Genomic DNA, 21,284 nt, shown 5'->3' with positions numbered 1-21,284 from the left:
GAACTACAGTTACATTTGACATTAAAATGAGTTTGTCAAAAGCACGCCGTTGATCATGATGTGTTATGAATTATTAAGGAGATCTGATGGGATTTGCTGTATTGGCGGGATCCAAAGGCATTTTCTCGTAATGCAAAAAAAATAAACACCAACATAAATATCGAATACAGAAGGATAAACGACATCAGGAAAGTGTTTGAATGGCATACCGCTGCTCTTTTCCCAGTTTGTTTTTTTCATGTTCCTATTCCTCCGTGTGTGTGGATCAAATTAAAAAATGTGACGGAATAGGAAAAGAGCCAAGGTATCGTGCATTATTCTGTTGTCAGATAATTATACTACGTTTGACCAGCGTTAAACAAGTGGGCTATGACTTTTTTTTTTGTAATATTTTGGGCCGACCGCTAAACTGTTTTTATTTGTGATGCTATTCTTCCAGAGATACTGATCCGAAATCAGCCTGAACCCATTCTTCCTTCAGCTGGCTATACGAAACTGTCCTTATTATTCTTATACCCATTTCAGCAAGGATCGATGGAACGTGTTTTTGCCGTTCAATAAAGGCACGCATCTGGTCATCGCTCCACGGCTTGCTCGAAAGCCCGCGCCGGCTCGGAAGCTTAAGTCTGTCTCTCGTCGAGAGTCCTAGGTCTTCGAATTTAATTGGCTTACTTTTGTCTTCCATATCCTCACCCCCAATTATATATCCAGATCCTTTGCCATTATTTCGGCGTTTTTTTGAAATGCAACTTCGAGGTAATCCTCTATATCTTCTTCAGCGGCTCTTCTGCGCAGATATTCCATATTCAGTCCCGTTCCGGCCCCCGTTGATATCATTACCCTGGCCCATTCGAGGTCCTTCGGGATATTACGCCATTTAGCAGCGTTCAGCCTATCAATAATCATTTCTTCAGAAGAAGATATAAGAACGGTCTTCCCCATATACTCTATTTCACTTATCTTTTCAGGAACATGTCCGTTTACAAACTCGGCCAGAAGGTCGTATTCAACGGAAAAATAGTGCCTTCCTGTCTTAATAAACCCGTGTTCTTTAAGAAGATTAGTAGCCGGAAGTATGTCATCAAGATATATATCCATATCTATGGACATATAGTTGCCACCGGTATATAACTGTACGGCGCTTCCGCCGACAAGCACAGGGAGCGCGCAGCTTCCTTCCGCCTTCAGTTTCTCGTTAAGCCAGGTCAGGAAGAAGATCTTCTTCTCTATGTCGCTCAGCCTTTTTGTTTTTATATCTTTAAGGTCCATAAATATCCACCTCTGCCTTCAACTTTCTTTTTTGCTTTTTTTCGTTACCGAACAAAGCGCTATGCACCCCCGCAGGAGGGACATTGTCCCGTATACAGTTTCAGTATACAACCTTTAAAAGATAGGAATAACCGCCCGGCTGACGGCTTAATTTTGGCGTAAAAACTCGAAAACCGCCAAAATAAACGGTAAAAAACCGGGGTTAACAGAGGCCTTCAAAGAGACAAAGAGGCTCTAAAACCCTGTGATACCAAGCTTCCTATAAATCCCAACGAACCGTACGGAAGAAAGGTGTACAAACCGCCTTAAAAGGAAAGGGAGCCATCCAACCGCCACCTTCTGCACCTTCTGCATCTGTTTGCCCTCTTGGACGCTTTGTCCAGGTCTTTTCCTTAAATGATTGATTTGTGTCCGTTAAACGGTTTGAATACACGTTTCTCCGTTTCGTGGAATAACACTATTTCGCCAAATAAATTCTGAAGGAGTCAAATAAAAACCTTCGGAGGCGAATCATCATGTCAAAAGTTAAAAACAACGAAAGAGAATTTAAAAGCATAGTCGATCCAGAACATGTGTTTTTCACCAATAAGTGTGTTATTGACAACCCAGTCGATATCACCGGAGCGCTCGGCGGCATACCTGAACCCTGGAACAGTTACGATATCGTCTATTCTCTGGACGCAGAGACACAGGCTTATACCGATGATTTGGGAAATCTGCGGAATAAAGTTTTGAGCTATCAAATCGGAGCGTTGAATATCAAGAAACGGACATACCGTGAGTGTATTGTATTTCCCGAGAACGGTAAAAGGCTTCGCCTGAGGGACATCATTTCAAATGCCATCGGGCTCGCGGAGTTGGGGCGCACGAAAGCTGATGGAGCCAACGTACTGCAGCTCACACACTATGGAATTATGGAGTGGAGCCTTTTTCAAGATCGCAAGGATGTCTCTTCATTTTTTAAGGAGGTTCACAAGGTTCCTGCTTGTTTTCGGACCAAGGTAATAAAATCCGTTCCCCTGAAAGGCAGCCATTATGTCAAAGTTCTGTTCCGCAGCTGTGACACATATTTACACGCCCCGGCAGGATTCCGCGGTCTTGAAAAGCTTTCCGAGATGACACTTATTAAGAAGGTATCAATTGGTGATTGGATCAAGGATATGGAGGGATTGTTGAGGGACAACAGAGATCTTTTCATTCATTATGCCTTGAGCGATATTCGCGCGACACTTGAATACGAGGCTCTATTTCTCCATAAGGTATATTTGATGACAGGCACGCCGTGCCTTCCTGTTACGCTTGGCGACCTCTCAGTAAAGTGTTTTGATTCGATAATCAGGGATATGAACAATATCCCTAAAACGCCCATATTAAAGATCATCGATAATGAACCGTTGCTGCGCCTGATGGGCAAAGAAATTACAAATTATACAGATTCCAAGGGTCACAATCGCAAAAGTTATAAATATACCGATAAATATTCATGGAATAAAACCTTGTGCAGCGACTCTTATTATGGGGGTTTGAACATATCGTTTATCTGCGGCGAGCGTAAGGCCTCTCCCGGCAAGGTCTTCCTGGACTTGGACTTTTCTGGGGCATATCCGACAGCACTTGCCGCATGCGGGGATATCGACTTCAATTCCGTGTCTGTAAGGTATGATGAAATACAAGTGCAGTCCGTGGACGAATTATTAAAGTATCTTAATATGGACTTATGCGACATTTCTGACGTCCCTCACTATTATTTCAGCCTTGACTTCAAGTGGGATCCGGATACTTTATTCCCGTCTATCCCTTGTTATACCGATGCAGGCCTGATTTATCCGCTCGAGGGTTGTACTTACTGTACAATGCCCGAGTTGCTGTACGCCTTATCGACCGGGAAAGTTTCTGTGACGATCAATGCATACACCGGATTTAAGAGTAAGAGAGACGCTTTTACTTTAGCCGGCGTGTTCAAGAAACTGACTGAAGAGAGGAAAAAATCGGTTAAGGGAACGCTTGAAGAGCGCATGTGGAAAGAAGTCAGCAACACGTTGTACGGCAAGATGGCACAGGGGATCAAGGAACGGAAGGTATTTGACATCACACGGAATGAATCTCGTACTTTGGGCCCTTCCCCGATATCATGCGTATACTATGCCTCAAGCTGCACAGGTTTGGTCCGCGCCGCACTTTCCTCCGCAATAGACGTTATCGGCAACGCTGACGGCTGCTCGGTTGTCTGCGCGACGACAGACGGCTTCATCGCTGAGGTGCCCCTTCCGGAAGGTTTTGAAATCAAAACAGACGACAACGGAATTGTCGTCCCTCCCTCAATTGAAGAGCTCCTTGATCCAGCGCTGTTAGAGCATCTCGAAAGTGAATATCCAATTCATCTGATGATAAAAGCCCGGCATAAAATGGGATGTGGGAACTGGCTTGAGATAAAGCATGTTGGAGATGAGGTCGGGTCTTACAAAACAAGGGTAAACTGGCTGACCTGGGAAGGGGTCCAGCAATGTAAAGCAGCTTCCGGCATGCAGGTGGATGACTATAATAAAATAAGAGAGATCGCCGCGAGCGATAAGTTAGTGCCGATTCAGAAAAAGAGACTGCCGAGCATGCGCGAGATCCTTGATGGCAAGGTTTTTGATCTCATATCCCTGATAACTACTCAAAAGGCTTCCCTGTCACCCGACGGAAAACGTGTATATTCTCAAGACGGTCTTTCTTCTTTGCCTCCGGCGACAGTGTCCGATGTTTTGAAAACGCGCACCGTTATTAAACACAGGAAGAAGGATTTGGGCGAAATGGTTAAACCGAAAGACCTTCATTTGTTGATCTCTTGTGCAAAAAATAATGTGAAGGTGCCCAAAAAGAATGGATTATTCAGGGTGACCGAGATGATGGTTTTAAGGGTGATCGCCAGAATGGATAAAAAGAGATATTTCGGCGGAAGATCCTATAAAGCAGTTGCTGCGTTGCTTGGACTAAAAGATTTAAAAAATTACAAACGTCAAGCGCCTGTCTTCGGGTGTATCCCGGATTGTGAAGAATCAAGAAAAGTGATCAGGGATATTGCCCTTAAAGTTGGCCTTTCGGGCAATGAAAATGAATTCGAAAAACTTTTATTCCCAATAGAACGATCCGTTTCTTCCATGGAAATGCCGGCTCCAGTTGATCCTTCTCCCGAAAATTGTATCGATGAAGAAGGGTCGTCCTCGGATGACGGGGTGGAATTCGAAAAACTTTTATTCCCAATAGAACAATCCGGTTCCCCCATGGAAATACCGGCTGCCGTTGATCCGTCTCCCGAAAATTATATCGATGAAGAAGATTGGTCATGGGAGGAAGAGAGTGTTATTGACGAAGACGATGATACCAGCGTGGCAGTTTAAATTTAAGTTACGGGAATGATTCATATCATATTTTGAAGAATGATACTGAGGAGAGGGTGGAGGGAGGGCTGTTAAACCCTCTCCTTCTACTTCTGTCGTTGTCTTTACTTGTCCTGTTTCTTTTCTGTACTTTCCGCTGTCAGACTCTTAAGGAGTGAGGAATTGATGTTCGCGTCTGCTATCCCCTTTATAAGAGTCAGGGTAAATAGACAGCCTCTGAACTTATCGTTTGATAATTCTCCCCCTGCCGAAATATCCGTTTTAGTCATCTCCGTTTTTTCCTGCAGCGGTAGTGCTTCAAGCCATCGGTCAAGTTCAACTCGCGGATAACGGATCCATTTCGCTCCTTTTTTCTCCGCCCGCAACCTGACGAATTTGGGGGGCGGAACGAGGGAACCCGGGCACTTCGGGGACCTGGCGCAGATAAGATAGCTGACCGGCACTCCAAGGTATAACGCGGCTTCGGATGTTGTTAAAAGCGCTTGGTTCGCATTGCAGCAGCAAGTATTCATATTCATAGCGACATCTCCTTTTGAATTGTATGTTGTTATGAATATATTGATGAAAATAAACGTTTACCATAAACCACTGGAAGCGTGCCTGGCGTTTTTTTGGGGGGGGATATATCAATGGGATCGCGCCAGGAGTCTGGTCCTCTGAACCCTGTCCGGTATCATCGATTTTGGTCATTGTCAGCATCCTCCGTTCCTCCCTCTTAGAGCTTCGTCGCACTAAAAGGGTATTTGGTTTCGGTCGTGCTTTCAATGACCATTTTGCAATTCTGGGGATTTCCAGCTTGCAAAACGGGGGTTTTTACTTTGCAATTCGGGATTTTTAGTTTACAACAAACACTACAGACAACAGCCTGCTAAAGATGCTCTATCTGGCAATGATGGACATAACCAAGAAATGGACCGGGCGCCGTAAGGACTGGGGTACTATCCACTCCCAGCTGGAGGTATTTTTCGAAGGCAGGCTCTGAAGAAGATTCCCAATATTAGAGATAGAATGCTTAGCCTGAAAATATGGCTATGCTCGACTGTTTGTTATTGGGTATAATTAAAAAAGGTCCGGAGCTGAAAAACAGCACCGGACCCATATTTCAAACGCCTCATTTTGCACCTGTTGGAACTTTACACAAAATCTAGGATAGTCCCATAATGTATGCTATTATCAACACCCTACCCACCTTTAGAGCTTTCCCACTAAAAGGGTTTTTGTGGGGTTTGGTCATGCTTGCGTCATCTTATCTGTTCTGATTATTAATTGTTGCATATTTGTTGCTTATATCTGCTTGGAGGTTCCCGATGATAATACCCGATAAGTGAGAGAGAAAAGTGGTGTGGCTACTTCTTATACGGTCCTAGAAATTTGTCTCCATTGAAGTGTATCATATGTTCTGGTCTATCTGAAAGCCAAACTTCTGTTTCCCATGCCAATGATTCAGAAAATTTTTTGAAAGTCTTTAAATCTGGGAATGCGGTTACAAATATCTTTCCACTTTTAACGTTGGTGGTCATTTTATTAATGTCATTAACACGTTTTTGGGACATTGGACCAACCGATGTAACAGCTTCAATAAAATAGATCCAATCAACGTCTTCTCTGAAGAAGACTATATAAAACACGCCATAAACCCTTGATTTTACTGGGTTTATGCCGTGTTTCGCTTTCATTTTGTCGCTTGTTTGTCGCTTAAATCAACAACGCTATACTAAACGATACTCTATAATATTTTGTAAAGCGACAAGATAGGCGGTTCGCTAACCCCTATATTTTGTTGCAATATCACTCCAACGGGGAACATTCAAGTCGCGGGCATAATGCCTTTTGTAGCTCGCTAAAAAGCGATTTTTCCAGTTTGCCGCTTCGTTGTGCGTTTTTGGATTTTGATATACTGTTTCTTCAACGGCGGCTATAAAATCTTCAAGACAAGTAAACATAGGAAAATTCCCACGCTGCGTACTATACCAAACGCCGGGGCGTATTTTATGAACGGCATTTTGTTTTACTTGCAAATTCAACGCCCAATTCGCCATACAGCGGGTTATTTCCCAAACTTTCTTTATCCATAAATCCTTAACGGTAACTATTCCAGCGTCGCTCATATCATAGCCAAAAATCAAATAGTCAACGTCAAGCATATAGGGCTTGTCTATGATTTCTTCCTCATACATTCTAAAATCGGCTATATCAAAGCCCGGACTTGCAGAACGATTAAATGCTTTAACTTCTAATAGGTGAATCGTTTTATTATTGGGGTTAAGATAAAAGTCGGGCGGCATTTGAGTGTTTTGCGACAACGTGTATTCTATACCGCGTTTATCAAGCCATCCTTGCAACCACTCTTGTATAATATTCCCTACAACGTCTTTTTGCTTGACGATTATATCCACATCACCAAAATAAAATTTAATCTGCCCTTGCAACTCTAAAATTTTGTCGTCGTCAATAAGCTTATTATAAACCTCTTGTGCAGTTAAACGCATTATTCATTACCCCCGCAATAGATATTTAAGGTTCGCGCTACTACTTCCTTAATCACGGGTACAACAACGGTATTACCCAAAAGGTCATACCCGTTTTCTTGGGAAGTTTCAAACTTGAAGTCGTCGGGATAACCGAAAAGTCGTAACCCCTCCCGCAATGACAGGGTTCGTAAACCCTCGCCGTCAACGACGAATAAATGTTGCATATCCATAGCAACAAGGGTAGGTGCTATATCTTGCGGGTCAAGCACTTTGTTTATTTCAAAAGACATTTTACCAGTAACAATATTATATCCCAATGGTAAAGTAGTGTCTTGTACTCGTCTGTTTCCATCTTTCTTTTTAGGGTGTTCTTGCTTGAGATAGCCTTTTTTTACAAGGTCGGATAGCATTGCTTCTAACTGTTCGTGATTGTAGAATGTGCGTATATGCTCTATCGTTAGGGGCATACCGTCCATCCAGTCTATGCCGTATTCCTCCGCCCATTTCTTTTTTCTGCGTTCTTTCAACATAGAATTAAGCAAAGCCCTTTGTTCGGGGCTAACGGGTCCTTTATACTCAATATCCCAACTATGTATATTGTTATCGCCGCCGCGCTTGTCCTTAATAGCCTTGCCGTACAGGTCTTTTAGGGGATAGTGACTTAAAACAAGTTGTACAAATTTACTGTCTGAAACAGGCAAGCCGCTTTCTAATACTGTACTAAGATTGCGGCGCATATGTTTGAAATGCTCTAAATCCGGGGCTGCTTTCTTTGTACCGACAATATATATTCTTTTACGCTCTTGCGGTACGCCAAAAAACTTAGCATTAAGGACTTTCCACGATACCTTATAACCTAAATCGTTAAGAGTTTCTAAAATTACGGTCAAAGTCTTTCCTATTTTATCGCCCGGCTTTTCTTTGTCGTGATTGACTAACCCCTCGACATTTTCAAGTACAAACCCATAAGGTTGTTTTTCCTTAATAATTCGTGCTACTTCAAAAAATAGGGTTCCGCGCGTATCTTCAAAGCCTAACCGTTTACCCGCTGCCGAAAAGGCTTGACAGGGAAAACCTGCAAGCAAAAAGTCAAAATCGGGTATTTCGTCCGCTGATACCTTCGTTATATCGCCGTGGATTTCCTCGTTGGGGTGGTTCTGCTTTAATACATCGACGGCATAAGGCTTTATTTCAGACGTAAAAACACACTCGGTCGGCAAGCTCCTTTCGGCGCAAGCAAGTTCAAAGCCTTTTCTTATGCCGCCGATACCCGCGAACAAGTCAATAAATTTTACTGTGTTGTGGGTAGTCATTGCTTTACCTCCGCATTTATTTCGCCGTTCATTTCCACAATGTCTGCTATATCACAATTCAAAGCAGTGCATATTTTAGCCAGCGTTTCCATTGAAACGGGGTCGTTTTTTCCTAACTTGGCTATTACGTTTGTGCTTATGCCCGCCGCTTTTCTTAACTCGGTTTTATTTATATGTTTATCAATAAGCAATTTCCATAGTTTATTATAACTTATAGACACTACAATACCCCCGTGCATAGTTAGTTACAATACATAATAGCACATTGAAAGCCATAAATCAAGAGATTATTCCCAAAACGTGATAAATTATTTATAAACGGGGCATAACATACTTTTTTACGCCCTCCGCTTCGCATACAGCGTTAAATCGTTCTTGTACCCCTCGAACGTATCTACCCGTGTAATGTCATAATCAACGCCCTTGTAGCGGACAATGTGCCGCGTGGTTATGTCGTTGCGCCAGTTTATCACGAATTGGACTTCCTCGGTCGCCTGTACGGACATAGCGGCGTAAACCTCTTTTCCGGATAATTGCCGGAAGTACGCCCATATGGGCGGGGATATGGGGGTTAATGTTTCAATCGAATAACCCTCCGGGTCTTGTGTGTGCGTAACGGCTAAAATCTCTATTTTCTTATCTTTCAGCTTCATAACAAAGCCCCTTTCGTTGCCCTCAATTCAATTTAGGACTAAATTGCGTTTATGAATTCGTTGTGGAAAACAATTGGGGTCAGACCTACACATTTGACATAATATGTTTTTTGCAAGCTTAAAATCCCGTTTGCATAATTAAATCCCCACCGGGGATTTTTAGCTTACAACAAACAAAAAAATATTAAGGGCATTATTTCCACGACATCAGTTCTTTAAAATAATCGGGATCTGTTTCATTGATTTTATGCTCAATTGCCCCGTCGATTATGTAGCCGATGTAATTTTCTGTTGGTTTATTGGCCTTGTTGATTTTCTCAGAACTGTCAACATAGACAAGTGCTTTGATGGTGTCTCCGTTGCATTGAACATCCATATATTGCTTATCATACGACGGAGGATCTATGTTAGTTCCTTCCCTTAAGTCAAGAGTCCTTTCTTCCTCTTTTGAGATAAGCCACAGCACACCCAGCACATATTTACCCGAGGCTTTTATAACTGAAGCTTTTTGCTTCCTGTCACTAATGATAAAACGATAATCATCCAACCTCGCAATTCCGATGAATTCTGCACTGGGACAGCGTTCATAATTGACAGAACCATCTGACCTCATTCGTGACGACAGCATGTTCGAACCGAATGCAAAGTTGTATGTCCTGTTATTGTCTTCATATTTGTTCATCAGATAAAATTCTCCTTTCTCATCTTGTCGATTTCGTCAAGCATTGCCAGAAGGACGCCCAGATCGTCCGAAACTTTTATCTGCCTGTTTGCTGCCTCTGCCAGACGGCCGTAAAACTCGTATTTGCTGTAATAGTCGATTTTGCCGAAGAAGGTATCTCCGAGTTCGTAAAACAGAGCACTGATTTCCTGTGCATAGTCGGAAATTACAAAAACGTCGCTTCTTCCGTAAAAAGCCGTCTTGGAAGTCCCCTGTTTTTGGGCGGTTTTGGTCTTCAGCAATACCCCGACATCCGCCCCTCCCCAAAGGTTGTTCTTCGACACGCCTTTGAACTCCCCTCTTTTGATCCGGCCGCGGATGTCTTCAAGGATCATGTCAATAACATCGCGGTTTTCCTTCATATATTTGTCGATGTGTGATTCAATAACATGCCGGATCACGGAGTTCGCCGAGAATTTTGCACCCGGATTTTTCTCATTTTTGTGCCTGACAATGATGTTAAGCGCTCTGCGGGTCCTTTCCGGCAGCCTTACGATAATCTGTCCTGAGTCTTCGCTTCGAATATTTGGCATATACATCGCCTCCCTAAAGTCCACATATTATACTATCAAATAATATCCACCGCAATACATATGCTATTGTATTTTAAATATTTTTGTTTGGGCTATTTTACAACAGAAAAAAACGCAAAACTGCTTTCGAGAGTCAGGGGAATGCTTTTGCCGGGAAAGAAAAACAGGGGCCGATGGAAGAGATCGGTCCCTGTTATCAGAAAGGGGATCATTTGCGAATTATCGCAAAGTCCCAATGGCAGTAAAAGCGGCCGTAGAAACTAGGTAGAGAAACTAGGGGTCAGACCTACACATTTGACATATTTAGTTAACCCTTGGAAAATACGGCTTGGGCTTTTGTTTATTAGAGCAGTTATAAAGGGTTGTTTCTTGTAAGCTAAAAATCACCAGAATTGTAAAATGAAAATCCCCAGTTTTGCAAAACGGCCATTGAAAGCACGACCGAAACCAAATACCCTTTTAGTGCGACCAAGCTCTAAGAGGGAGGAACGGAGGATGCTGACAATGACCAAAATCGATGATATCAGAAAAGCTTTCTTTGAGGAAGGAAATACAAGGGGTCAGACCTACACAATTGACATGAGCGAAATTCTCAAGGGCAGAGCGTGGGCAAGCGGTTGGGGAGCAGTTGTTAAAGGCAGTTAAAGGCACGCGAAGAGAACATCCGGGACGGATTTGCTCGATTCGCATCGTAGTTAATTGCAGCATATTGCTGCGATGGATTTATAGGAATGGTTCTTTATCACCGTGCCGGGTGGCTCTAGTTCTGCGGGTCATTGGCTATTATGCTCTGCTCTTTTGGCTTTATCACGGAGTACTTTGCACTCGGACTAAAAGTTACTCCCCGTAATCATTTTATTAGCCTGTGATTATCCCCAAAAATGGAATGCAGAAATCACAAAAAAATTTCCGAAGTCAAGAGAAAAATGTTGCAGAACGTGGGAAAATGTTGCAAAGTTCGGGCTAAAACAGCCGAAAAACGCCCTTAAAAACATCATTTTGCCCAGTCTGGACCTGGATAAAATCCACTTTGTGAAAGTTTTCGACAAGTGGGAGTTTGCATTGGATTTCGCCGTTTTCGCAATATTTCGTTATTTACCTGCAATTTTTGTTTTTTTATCGATTGATCGCAGTCAATATAATTTATAATGGCAACTGTGAGTATATATTTTCATTCATAAAAACTGTTGAAATTGTCCTCTGTGTTGAACGTCTTCTTTTGAAAGCCATACACCATTTTTACTGCTCGTTGTCAACGTTCGGACCTTCTCCTGTTTCAAATATTCCGGCAAACCTTACAGTGAAATTTCTTTTTCTGAATACATCTTCACCCAAAGCGGTGATGGCAGCCCTTTTAAACATCGCTTCCTCTTCCGTTCTTATTTTCAGGGCATCTTCCCGGGAGATATAAAACGGCCTTATGAAATACGGCAAATTTATCAACTCCCTTTGTGATAGAAAATTTCGTGCGCATTTTTTATAAATGAGCGCGTGGAAAAGCGTTCGCGGACGGCGGCACGCAAGGAAAGGCTCTGGAAAGACAGCCGCGACCGTGCCTGACTTGCCAGTATTCCGCAACAGCACCCGCACTGCTATACTTGATATCTTTTCTTTATTATACGAGATAGAATGTAATAAAGGATAATATGGAGGGGCGATCGGATGGAAGAAACCGTCGATTTCAGGAAATATCCTAACCTATTACTCCTGCTGTGGGACACACAGGAGAAGGAGATGGGAGCTTTTGACGCTTTCACCCTCCTGGACTGCCGCTTTTCGAAGTATATCAGGAATGACTGGCTGAACGATGATGAAAGGGAACTCTTGCAAAGGCTGGCGGCAAAGTTTGGCGGCGGGGTGCCGATCTCCAGGCAGGAATGGTCCAACAGCACTTCTCCGAAAGAAATAATTGAGATCATAACAGAACACATCGACTGCGGATTTCTTGAAACCGGCAGATTCCGTTTGAGCGGAGGGGCCCTCTCTTCCATCAGGCACGGGGGTTACAGGAGAGCCGCGGACATTGCATTTCTCTCTCATGAAATCGGCCCGTTCAACAGCACAAAGTCCCGCGTTCACGCATCCACGGACCTCAAAATGAAGCGAGAGCCATACATAGACAAAGATACGGTCATGGTGTGGGCAATTTACGGCGAGACTACCGTAAGAATGGATCTTATGTGCGAACAACGGTTCAATTTCGGTACACCGGAGAAATTTTATGGGGTCAACGCCCTTAACGATACGGACCTGATGACATACAAACTTTTGTCATACTGCGACAGGGGTTTGAACACCAAAATCACAGAGGCGGCTCAAGACATAGCGGATATCCTCGCTATTTATAAAGACTGTCCGGACACTCTCGCCCCGGCCTGCGCCACAGCGCTTGAAGCCTACGGCGACTGGTTCGTATCAGCCATGAAGCGGCTCGCTTCGGCAGACAGCGAAGCGGCTGCCAAAGATACTCTTATTTCGGGCGGAGTCATGGACAGTTCGCTTGAAGAGCTCTTGCAAATCGCCCCTTCGTTCCGCGAAGCTATACGTTCCTTCATATCAACAGTTCCTGATAACTGACCTATCCCCTGAGGCTGTAAAAATATTGCGGTTTCTTGCTCAAATGACCTAGGCATCAATTCAAAATTTTCTTTTAGACAGCCCGCTCTTTCTTGGGGACAATCGGCCGTATCTGAGGCTGAAGGTTTCGCGAGTCCCGAAGGATGTCTGTTCCGGATCTTATCTTGAGTTTTTCACAGCATAAAAAAACAGCTCGTATAAATGACAGTCTCATTTCCTAGATAATTTCCAGATTTGCGATGCTGCTTATGCCGGGTTGATTCTTAAAACGGGATGATGACAAGTAATCTTTTCTGATGTATAATCTCTGAAACAACAACCAACCGTAAACATTTCAACACCTCAAATACCGCTTCAGGCTGCGTAAGCCTGCCAAACCAACTCACATGACTCCATAAATCAAACCGGAGGTAAATGCCATGAGATCTACCGGATATATTGGCCCGTCAGATGAAGTTATGCAGCACTGGCTTTTAAGGAATAAAAACAGGGCGGCATCTTTAGCTTCCAGACCTGATGTCGTTCCCGCGACTTTTTTTGAAAATTCACTCGCCATGAGCAGGCGGCTCGCTCCGACGAACAGCTTCTCCCTTGCAGAAAAGCACATCAAAGAGGAATTCTTTTTCTGCAAGAACAGGCCTTTCGACACAGTTATGTTCCCGGACGGAGAAACGCTTGTCCGTTCAGGGCTGCCGCTTGACAAGATGTTCATGTCAGCATCGGGTGAGGATGAGAAGAAGATCCGCTCCTTCTCCTTAAATGTCGCGCTCGATGAGTACAACGAGTACATGGAATTCGTACCGCATGTCACGGACATAGATTTTCTTCTTGAAGCGCTGTTCGCCCCATCTGTGACTACGCTTGACGATTTCGCGTCATTCGCCGCGTCTGCCGTGATCTCATCCACAGAGCGCCCTGAGGAAATGACGCAGTGGTTCTGGGAGAGCGCTTCCCTGTCACTTCTTGAAGCGGCTGCGAGGTCTGCTTTCAGGATGTGGATGGCCTCACCGGAATGGGATAGCCCTGTCCACGAAGTGCCGAAGCTCACCCCCGTTTTCGCCAGGTTTGCCGGAGAAACCGTCAATATGCTTTCAAAACCCGAAGGCAGCCTTATTTTTTCTTATGCAATGAAAAAATTCATATCGGACGACGATATGGAAACATTCAAGTTTTACTCCGGGACATTTCCGGAAGGCAGCTCCCATTTTCTCGGGGCATTTCTTAAAGAGGCCACCGCTCCGATCCGGACCTCTGTCTGCAGGAACTTGGGAAAGGGAGTTGCACTCTACATGGCCGGATCAGCGGACACGATAATGCTCAAGACCGGAGAATACGGCAAAATAGAAAGGTATATACCGTGGGCAGCAGGAACTGCATCGCTCTTTCCCGAATCGTCCTTTTACGCCCTCTCGCTTGACCTCTGGACAAAAAAGCAAAGGGAGGCCTTAGCAAGAGCCCTGGAGAGCATGACGGGAAAATCACTTGTGATCTGGACATCCGCGAACATGTCATCTGTTCCGGAAATACTGCTCGAAAATGATTTTATAACCCGTGAAGCCTACGGAAACGGCGGTTTCTGTTTCAGGGCGATCCCTCCGGAAGATACGGCAGACTACCTTAAGAAAAGCGGCTACAGGATAAAAAACCTTGATCGCCTGCCTCAGACGGCAAATAAAGACGCGAAAAACATCCTGTATGAGATCGGATTCATCGCAAAAGAGTATGAAGACGCTGTGAAAAGGCACAAACGGGATCCTTTCGAAGGAATGCAGGTAAACATCCCCAATGAGGTCATGGCTGTCCTGTCTCCATATATGCTCCTTCCGGATGATGCCATAGAGGAGGCGAGATACAGGACAATGAAGGCCCTGGGATATAAGGCCTGCGATATAACAAGGCCTGTCATCGTCTCTGATGAAATTCCCGACTTCTACAGCTGGATAGCGCAGTCAATGGAAAGCAGGGCGAAGATACCTAAGCTTGATATGGATAAGATAAGAAAAAGGAATAAAACAAAGAAGCGCGATGAAGAAATCTCCGGAGAATAAAACAAAAAAACTGACTTGGGAATGGCTTCGATGACCGTTTTTTATTTGTCGCAGCCTAAGTTTCAATAAAAATTTGAATTAAAACAAAATAACAGTTGTTTAGCATTAATAAAAAATGGTATAATAATTTTGCCGTTAAAAGGGAAGTAAAAAAAAAAACAGTTTCTCCGAGCAACTCACTTCTCTAATGACTCTAATGTTGAAAATACCTTTTAACGGAGGGACAAAAACCATGCCAAAAACATTCCTTTCAGGACGTTTCGTCAAAAGAAACCTCTTCACTTGTTTTGTGGCCATAACAGCACTAATCTCAGTATTCGGGATAGCTTTCGCCTCGTCAATTATCGACGGGCTGGAGATGCCTGATTATCTGCAGGTCAACGACACATACGCCCCCAGAATCACAAGCGATTACACAAAGACCGCCGCCGATGATTTGTACATTGACAGGCAGTGGGGAATTGACGACTCAAACCTCGATGTCGTATGGAACGCATTTGACTCAAGGCTTAGCGCTTCAACAGAAGAAGTTTTTGTGGTCGTCATGGAGGAAGTCATCGCGCTCGACCACGAGGATCTGCGGGGTTCGTTTATCCGCCTTGGTTACGACCCCGAAACCGACGAAGATTTTATAGGTGCCTATGTGCACTACAGCGACACTGAATACAGATACATCGTTGAGATCATAAAAGCCTCAGACTGGAAGACAAAAAACGACGTTTCAAGCACCTGTGGTTACGACCGGGCCCTGCACGGCTCCCACGTGGCCGGGATAGTCGGGGCAAGGCACAACGATATCGGAATAGCCGGATGCAGTTCCAAGGTGAAAATAATCCCTGTATTCATATACGGCAATTCAGGTGAAACAGAGGCCTTCGACTGGATATTGGGTGAACTCTACGATACCCTTGAGGAACGTACAGGAAGAGAACCGAGAATGATAATACAACGTGCGTTTGGAACCACGGGAGGCGGCACACCCTTGGATAACTTTGTGGTCCAGGATATGCTCAGTGACTACAAAAGGGCGTCCGATGCCGGGCTTCTTGTGGTACACGGAGCCGGCAATATAGCGGCCGACCTGCATGATGGCATCTGGGAAGATGCAGATGGGCAGCTCGTGACTATCATGCCCGCCTGCGGGGGCATAAGCGCGGACAACTTCCTGACGGCGGCGGCGCACGATTCAAATAGGAATCTGGCCCCGTTCAGCAGCTACAGCACCGCCGGACCTGAAGACGCACAGGCTCATCTTTCAGCTCCGGGCATGAAAATAGCCAGCCTCGGCCGTCCAGGAGAGTACTGGACCGCAAGCGGAACGTCCATGGCGGCACCGCACGTCTCGGGAACAGCCGCTCTGCTCTGGCAGCTGTTTCCCGATGCTACGGCAGCTGAGATAAAAGAACTGATAATTGCGGGCGCCAACGTCAGCAGGAATCAGAAAGTGGCTCCCCATAACGGAGAATCCGCCACTACAATAGGCGGATACGTAAAAACAGGGTTCCTTGACGCGGCGGCATCCGTTAAGAAATCAAAGGAAGTCCTCGGCGACGCGAGGGGTCTTGACATAGAGATACCGGTGAAGGAACTGATTATAACGCCGTCTGCGTACGGAATAGTGGAGGGAGACACAGCTGAAATAGATGTCACAACAGTCCTTCCATACACCGCTGACAACAAGGATGTGACCTTCACCTCCAGCAACACGGCAGTTGCTTCCGTAACGACTTCAGACGGAGTTCATACAATAGAGACAGGATCTGTTGATACGGATATGGAAGTTGAGATATATGCAACGGCAGCGGACGGAAACGGAACGGTGAGCAACACGGTCACGGTAACAGTGACCAATGCCCCGGTGCCTGCGACTTCAGTCGCCATCAAACACGAAGGCGAAACGCTTTCCGAAAACGAGACAGTAGATATTCAGGTAAACAAGTCAGTCACACTTGAAGCTACTGTTGAACCGGCAAACGCGAGTGTGACCGACAGCGACTTTGTCTGGGATATTGATCCCAATACCTTCTACACGCAGAGCGGCAGAAATATCACAGTAACACCAACAACTGTAGGTCTTTACACGGTAACGTTGAGAGAAGGATCCCTGGTCGCAACATGCAGGCTGAACGCGCGGGAAACAGATCCTGCACCCGAACCTGATCCCGTACCGACACCTGACCCTGACCCTACACCTGATCCTGCGCCATCTGAGGGCGGAGGAGGCGGCGGATGCAGCACCGGTCCGGCTGCAGGATTTGCCTTGATTTTCCTGAGCTTGGTTCCTTTGTTGCGCGGAAAAAATAAGTAGGGGATTAAGTGTGGGAGGGACTCCCCCTCCCGCACTTCCCAACAGAAAAAAATCATGTCGTTCTCCGGCAACTATGATGTTTAACTCGTTTGTTTTCTGCCCCTGTAATTCAGGGAACAAAGAAGATGAGGAGCCAGCGGTCAAATTAATTGCATATCCCGGCCATTAAGGGATATGCCAAAAAATCGAAGGGGGCAACCAAGTTGTTCAAAGAAAATGACACAAGCGGCGTTTTGATTTCAGGGGAACTTCACGAGCACGTCAGGGTCATCGCAAAACTGACTGAAAAGGCAGGTGGCTGGAGGAACTTCTGCACCGACGATCCGTCAGAAGACCTGCAGACGATGTTTATCGGGTCCAGGCTCAGGGATACGACGCTTGGTGCGTTGGACGACGATTCTGAGACGGTCTCCGACAAGGAGCTGAAGTGGGGCGACATGCCACGTAACGAGATCGACAGGGATGACCTCCTTGAGATCTATCACGGGACCATGGTGGAAGGCCTTGTTTACAGCTATCCTATGGTACGTTTCAGGGTGACCCGGGACGACAGGTACTATCTGTTGGATTACGAGACCGATTTCGATAAGAACAGCGAACGTGTTGTTTTGATCGGCAACGATGCCTTGACCGAGACTGAGAAGTGGATAGAAAAGATGGTGGGGATACACGGCCTGACGCGGGATAAGAAATAAAAGTTAGGCAAGCAAGGGCATTTTCCCGGAATAGCCTTGCGGAGAGCGGGAAGATATATATGCGGCAACGTTCTTCCCGCTCCCTTATAAAAGAGCAGCCAAAAGCAACAAAGGTCAGAAGCGCTGATTTTCAATAATGTCCGGTGTTCCGCAGCCGAATATGCGGGATCTCCAGAGGCCGACCGCGCAGCCTCAACAGGCACGGAAATCACCAAACGGCGCTCCGCCGCCGTACTCAAGTGCGGACCTTAATTAATTACCAAATACCGATATGAGAGAGGTAAAAACGACATGGCCATATTCGTGACCGGCGACACACACTCAGAGCCGCTACCCAGATTAGAGGCGCTCTGCAAGAGTGAAGAAAAAAGCAGAGAAACACCTCTGACGAAAGAGGACGTTGTTATCATTGCGGGAGACTTCGGAGTCATTTGGTGGGACGATTCCACAAAATACAAACGGTTGGAAGACTACACCCTGGACAAACTCGAAAATATGCCTTTCACAACGCTTTTTATCGACGGTAACCATGAAAATTTCAACAGGCTCATGCGGTTCCCCGTTGAGTCCGGGTACGGAGGAAAGGTCGGTGTGCTGCGCCCGTCCGTGCTGCATCTCCGACAGCGGGGACATGTATATACGATAGACGGCAGAAAGATATGGTGTTTCGGCGGGGGGATCTCCGTGGACAAAAACTACAGAAGCGAAGGTATAAGCTGGTGGTCACAGGAAGAGCCGTCGACCGCCGAATACTGCTACGGGCTGAACCAGCTTGAAAAACACAACTGGGAAGTGGACTTTGTTGTGACCCACGCGGGACCGTCCGGAGCCGTAGATGCAATGGGGCTTCCGCCTCTTAGGGAGTCTTTTGGGGATAAAGTCTACGAATACGACCCCGTATCCCCTTACCTGGAACACGTAAGCCGCAAGCTGCGTTTCAAAAAGTGGTTCTTCGGGCATTATCATAAGGATATTAAGGAAATCTCATCGGTGACCGCGAGTTCTTGCGTGAGCAGCGAAGAGGGGAATTTCACAGCTATGCGTCATTATGTATACGAGCTTCTTTAGCCGCAGCAGCCCTTGCGTGAATCGCCTGTAGTTGCTTGGGCAATTCCTGTAGAAAAAGACTGCCGCTGCCCTGTACCCGAACCTGCGTCAACGGTGCGGGGCAGACAGGCCGGACAACATGAACGGAATATGGAAAACGATCAGGGAAAGGGGGGCGGCACATGGAACTCAAAGAAATATCTACCGACAGGCTGACAGGAATTGAAAAGAAGGTTTTTTTCATGTCTCGGCTGTATGAGCTTATACGTAAGGAGAAAATAAGGCCGGTTCCTATCCTTGCCTTTGATAGCGCGACGGAATTATACACCGGAGGCAATTATTCATATATAAACATTGATCTCCTCTCTGAAAACATCCCGTTCCATGAGGCCTTGCTGGAAAACAACGGTTTTGCCAGGCTAGGGGACCGTCTTTGCAGCATTGAACATGAACTGTCAGTGAAATTCGTGTCCGAACCCCGATGCGGAAGGGTGGGCAAGGTTAAATATTCCGGACATGCAATTTTTGTCGTCTCGATCGAAGATACGATCATAGAAAGGCTTGCGGCTGCCAAGTTTCGCAACATTCCCAAGGACCTTGAGTGGGGCCGGGTATTGTTTGCATCGGACGGCGTTCTCAAACCGAACCCGTACTACCTGGAAGAAAGGGCATTGAAGGAGGGTGTAAGCGACCTTCTTGGGAAAATTTCAGTTGCCCATAAAACCATTGCCTCGGAAGAAAACCATATAAACCCTAAGACAGAAGAATATCCTAACATCTGTCGCAAGACCCATGACCGGGCTTCAAGCATTTCCCATGATAGTGCCAGTAGGCCTATCAAATTTGAAGACCTTCAACTCATCACCTTTGAGCAACGATTGAAAATTCCGCACAGGAGGGAGCTCTCAAGCCGCCCGTGGAGCATGGATCAGCTCCGCGTATTTATGGAAAGGCAAAAGACCATACCGAATCTTCTTGCCCGAATGGGCATTGAAATCGCTGACAGCATTCCATACGAAGAGTTCAAAAAAAAATTTGCAAGAGGCAGTAATTGATCAGAATGTGCTTTTTTTATATTACTTTAGATGGCCCTCTCCCTGAGGAATCCAGCTGATCTGGACAACACGCCATGAGTGATTCCTCGAACGGTTTGCTATTCTAGAGCGGATGCTATGACAACCGTGACGTTGTCCTGATAAGGGTCGTTCTTCAACAATGTTTTCTCTATCAAGCGGCCTGCCCATTTCATCGGATCCGGGTAGTACGCGTCAATCATCTCATCCTCGGAAAGTTCCCTGTAAAGTCCGTCTGAACACAGCAGGACAGAATCTCCGGGTAAAATGCGCATTTTGCCGGATGAGACTTTCGTCACCTCCCAAAAGCTGACAAAGCTTGTCAGAGCATCTCTTTTTGAGTGTTTATCAGCAATGCTTTTGTCAATATCGCCTCTTGCCACGGCGGCATCGAGGACCTTCCCGTAAGTGTGATCCTCGTTCAGCTGTGTGATACTTTTGCCTGATATATGATAGATATGGCTGTCTCCGGCGGATATCCAAAAGAGCATGTCATCCTGTAAAGCTGCTGCGACTAAAGTGCACCCGCACTCCATTACTTTTCCTTTGGATACAATGAAATCCAACAGGGCTCTATTTGCGTCCCGAAGTGACTTAAGCAATGCGCCGTGGATATCAGAGATCCGTTTCTCACTCATGATGGAATTTTTTACGGCATCACAGGTGATCTGCGCCGCCTCTTTTCCGCAAGGAAGACCACCGATCCCGTCACAAACGACAAGAAGTCCCGGATTAGATCCGTCTGTCCGGCAAGGGTCTGAAACATAAAAGTCATCCTGCTGCTCTTTTCGTTTTCCTATGTCCTGAGCGGAACCAAACAATAATTTCATTTTTTTATACCCCGCAAATAATAATGTGACTCAAGGAGAATTATAACTCAAAACATAATGTCGGTAATTATGGATTTGCCCTTATGGGGGAGAACCCTGCATAGAGTTAAAGCCTGACAGGATAGATCCCGAATAGGTTTATTTTACAGAGGTATCTTGCAGCCATGGCAGATAGATGTTTTTTTTTTGCACTGTCCGGCACAAAAGAACCAAGAGTTCCTTGTTATATATTATATACTCAACTTTCCCACCTCAAGAATAGATGAGAAGCGAGATTTGGACCTTGAAAACTACATATAGGATCACGCGATAAAAACAAGAGGAAAGCCCCTTATGTGGTATAATTGAAATAGCGACAAATCA

At 45.4% G+C, this 21,284-nt stretch carries 20 protein-coding genes; 8 read left to right on the top strand and 12 right to left on the bottom strand.

All coding sequences use genetic code 11. The features are described 5' to 3' along the window. Window positions 1-427: 427 nt before the first annotated feature. Both OLM33_09560 and OLM33_09555 read right to left on the bottom strand, forming a co-directional pair. Window positions 428-685: a hypothetical protein gene (locus OLM33_09560; GenBank protein MCW1713899.1), complete on the bottom strand. Its 258-nt coding sequence runs from the start codon at window positions 683-685 to the stop codon at window positions 428-430. A 14-nt stretch (window positions 686-699) separates the two neighbouring features. Next, complete coding sequence (locus OLM33_09555) at window positions 700-1,269, bottom strand: hypothetical protein (GenBank protein ID MCW1713898.1); 570 nt, start codon at window positions 1,267-1,269, stop codon at window positions 700-702. Window positions 1,270-1,784: 515 nt separating this feature from the next. Here OLM33_09555 and OLM33_09550 point away from each other — a divergent pair. Further along, window positions 1,785-4,652: a hypothetical protein gene (locus OLM33_09550; protein MCW1713897.1), complete on the top strand. Its 2,868-nt coding sequence runs from the start codon at window positions 1,785-1,787 to the stop codon at window positions 4,650-4,652. A gap of 104 nt (window positions 4,653-4,756) precedes the next feature. Here OLM33_09550 and OLM33_09545 read toward each other — a convergent pair whose 3' ends face one another. From OLM33_09545 to OLM33_09510, 8 genes are all read right to left on the bottom strand, one after another. Then, on the bottom strand, window positions 4,757-5,170 hold the full coding sequence (locus OLM33_09545; protein ID MCW1713896.1) for a helix-turn-helix domain-containing protein: 414 nt from the start codon (window positions 5,168-5,170) through the stop codon (window positions 4,757-4,759). 828 nt (window positions 5,171-5,998) lie between these two features. Beyond that, window positions 5,999-6,328, bottom strand: a complete 330-nt coding sequence (locus OLM33_09540; GenBank protein ID MCW1713895.1) for a hypothetical protein — start codon at window positions 6,326-6,328, stop codon at window positions 5,999-6,001. Between the two features lie 87 nt (window positions 6,329-6,415). Continuing rightward, the gene (locus tag OLM33_09535) at window positions 6,416-7,141 is read right to left on the bottom strand and encodes an NgoBV family restriction endonuclease (GenBank protein MCW1713894.1); all 726 of its coding nucleotides are present in this window, start codon (window positions 7,139-7,141) and stop codon (window positions 6,416-6,418) included. Further along, complete coding sequence (gene dcm, locus OLM33_09530; GenBank protein ID MCW1713893.1) at window positions 7,141-8,436, bottom strand: DNA (cytosine-5-)-methyltransferase; 1,296 nt, start codon at window positions 8,434-8,436, stop codon at window positions 7,141-7,143. The genes OLM33_09535 and dcm overlap by 1 nt, the downstream gene beginning before the upstream one ends. Then, window positions 8,433-8,657 carry a helix-turn-helix transcriptional regulator gene (locus tag OLM33_09525; protein ID MCW1713892.1) on the bottom strand — a complete coding sequence of 75 codons (225 nt, stop codon included), beginning with the start codon at window positions 8,655-8,657 and terminating at the stop codon, window positions 8,433-8,435. The genes dcm and OLM33_09525 overlap by 4 nt, the downstream gene beginning before the upstream one ends. 117 nt (window positions 8,658-8,774) lie before the next feature. Continuing rightward, a complete protein-coding gene (locus tag OLM33_09520) occupies window positions 8,775-9,089 on the bottom strand; it encodes a phage head closure protein (GenBank protein MCW1713891.1) in 315 nt (104 codons plus the stop codon). 193 nt (window positions 9,090-9,282) lie between these two features. Further along, window positions 9,283-9,771: a gamma-glutamylcyclotransferase gene (locus OLM33_09515; protein MCW1713890.1), complete on the bottom strand. Its 489-nt coding sequence runs from the start codon at window positions 9,769-9,771 to the stop codon at window positions 9,283-9,285. Beyond that, window positions 9,771-10,343 carry a hypothetical protein gene (locus OLM33_09510; protein ID MCW1713889.1) on the bottom strand — a complete coding sequence of 191 codons (573 nt, stop codon included), beginning with the start codon at window positions 10,341-10,343 and terminating at the stop codon, window positions 9,771-9,773. The genes OLM33_09515 and OLM33_09510 overlap by 1 nt, the downstream gene beginning before the upstream one ends. 504 nt (window positions 10,344-10,847) lie before the next feature. Between OLM33_09510 and OLM33_09505 the strand changes: the two genes are divergently transcribed. Continuing rightward, a complete protein-coding gene (locus tag OLM33_09505; GenBank protein ID MCW1713888.1) occupies window positions 10,848-10,988 on the top strand; it encodes a hypothetical protein in 141 nt (46 codons plus the stop codon). 594 nt (window positions 10,989-11,582) lie between these two features. On the opposite strand, the gene OLM33_09500 is transcribed toward OLM33_09505, so the two are convergent. Then, the gene (locus OLM33_09500; GenBank protein ID MCW1713887.1) at window positions 11,583-11,777 is read right to left on the bottom strand and encodes a hypothetical protein; all 195 of its coding nucleotides are present in this window, start codon (window positions 11,775-11,777) and stop codon (window positions 11,583-11,585) included. Window positions 11,778-12,005: 228 nt separating this feature from the next. On the opposite strand from OLM33_09500, the gene OLM33_09495 reads away from it, so the two are divergent. From OLM33_09495 to OLM33_09470, 6 genes are all read left to right on the top strand, one after another. After that, on the top strand, window positions 12,006-12,920 hold the full coding sequence (locus OLM33_09495; GenBank protein MCW1713886.1) for a hypothetical protein: 915 nt from the start codon (window positions 12,006-12,008) through the stop codon (window positions 12,918-12,920). Between the two features lie 419 nt (window positions 12,921-13,339). Next, entirely contained in the window at window positions 13,340-14,968 is a 1,629-nt protein-coding gene (locus OLM33_09490) for a hypothetical protein (protein MCW1713885.1), read from the top strand. Window positions 14,969-15,200: 232 nt separating this feature from the next. Continuing rightward, window positions 15,201-17,276 carry a S8 family serine peptidase gene (locus OLM33_09485; GenBank protein ID MCW1713884.1) on the top strand — a complete coding sequence of 692 codons (2,076 nt, stop codon included), beginning with the start codon at window positions 15,201-15,203 and terminating at the stop codon, window positions 17,274-17,276. Window positions 17,277-17,479: 203 nt separating this feature from the next. Further along, window positions 17,480-17,971, top strand: a complete 492-nt coding sequence (locus OLM33_09480) for a hypothetical protein (protein MCW1713883.1) — start codon at window positions 17,480-17,482, stop codon at window positions 17,969-17,971. A 291-nt stretch (window positions 17,972-18,262) separates the two neighbouring features. After that, on the top strand, window positions 18,263-19,039 hold the full coding sequence (locus tag OLM33_09475) for a metallophosphoesterase (GenBank protein ID MCW1713882.1): 777 nt from the start codon (window positions 18,263-18,265) through the stop codon (window positions 19,037-19,039). 161 nt (window positions 19,040-19,200) lie between these two features. Then, on the top strand, window positions 19,201-20,073 hold the full coding sequence (locus tag OLM33_09470; protein MCW1713881.1) for a hypothetical protein: 873 nt from the start codon (window positions 19,201-19,203) through the stop codon (window positions 20,071-20,073). A gap of 98 nt (window positions 20,074-20,171) precedes the next feature. On the opposite strand, the gene OLM33_09465 is transcribed toward OLM33_09470, so the two are convergent. After that, entirely contained in the window at window positions 20,172-20,921 is a 750-nt protein-coding gene (locus tag OLM33_09465; GenBank protein MCW1713880.1) for a protein phosphatase 2C domain-containing protein, read from the bottom strand. Between the last annotated feature and the right edge of the window lie 363 nt (window positions 20,922-21,284).

Source organism: Synergistaceae bacterium DZ-S4 (assembly GCA_025943965.1).
In the GTDB taxonomy this organism is placed as follows: Bacteria; Synergistota; Synergistia; order Synergistales; family Synergistaceae; genus Caenicola; species Caenicola nitritireducens.
This window is presented reverse-complemented; position numbering and strand designations above follow the sequence as displayed.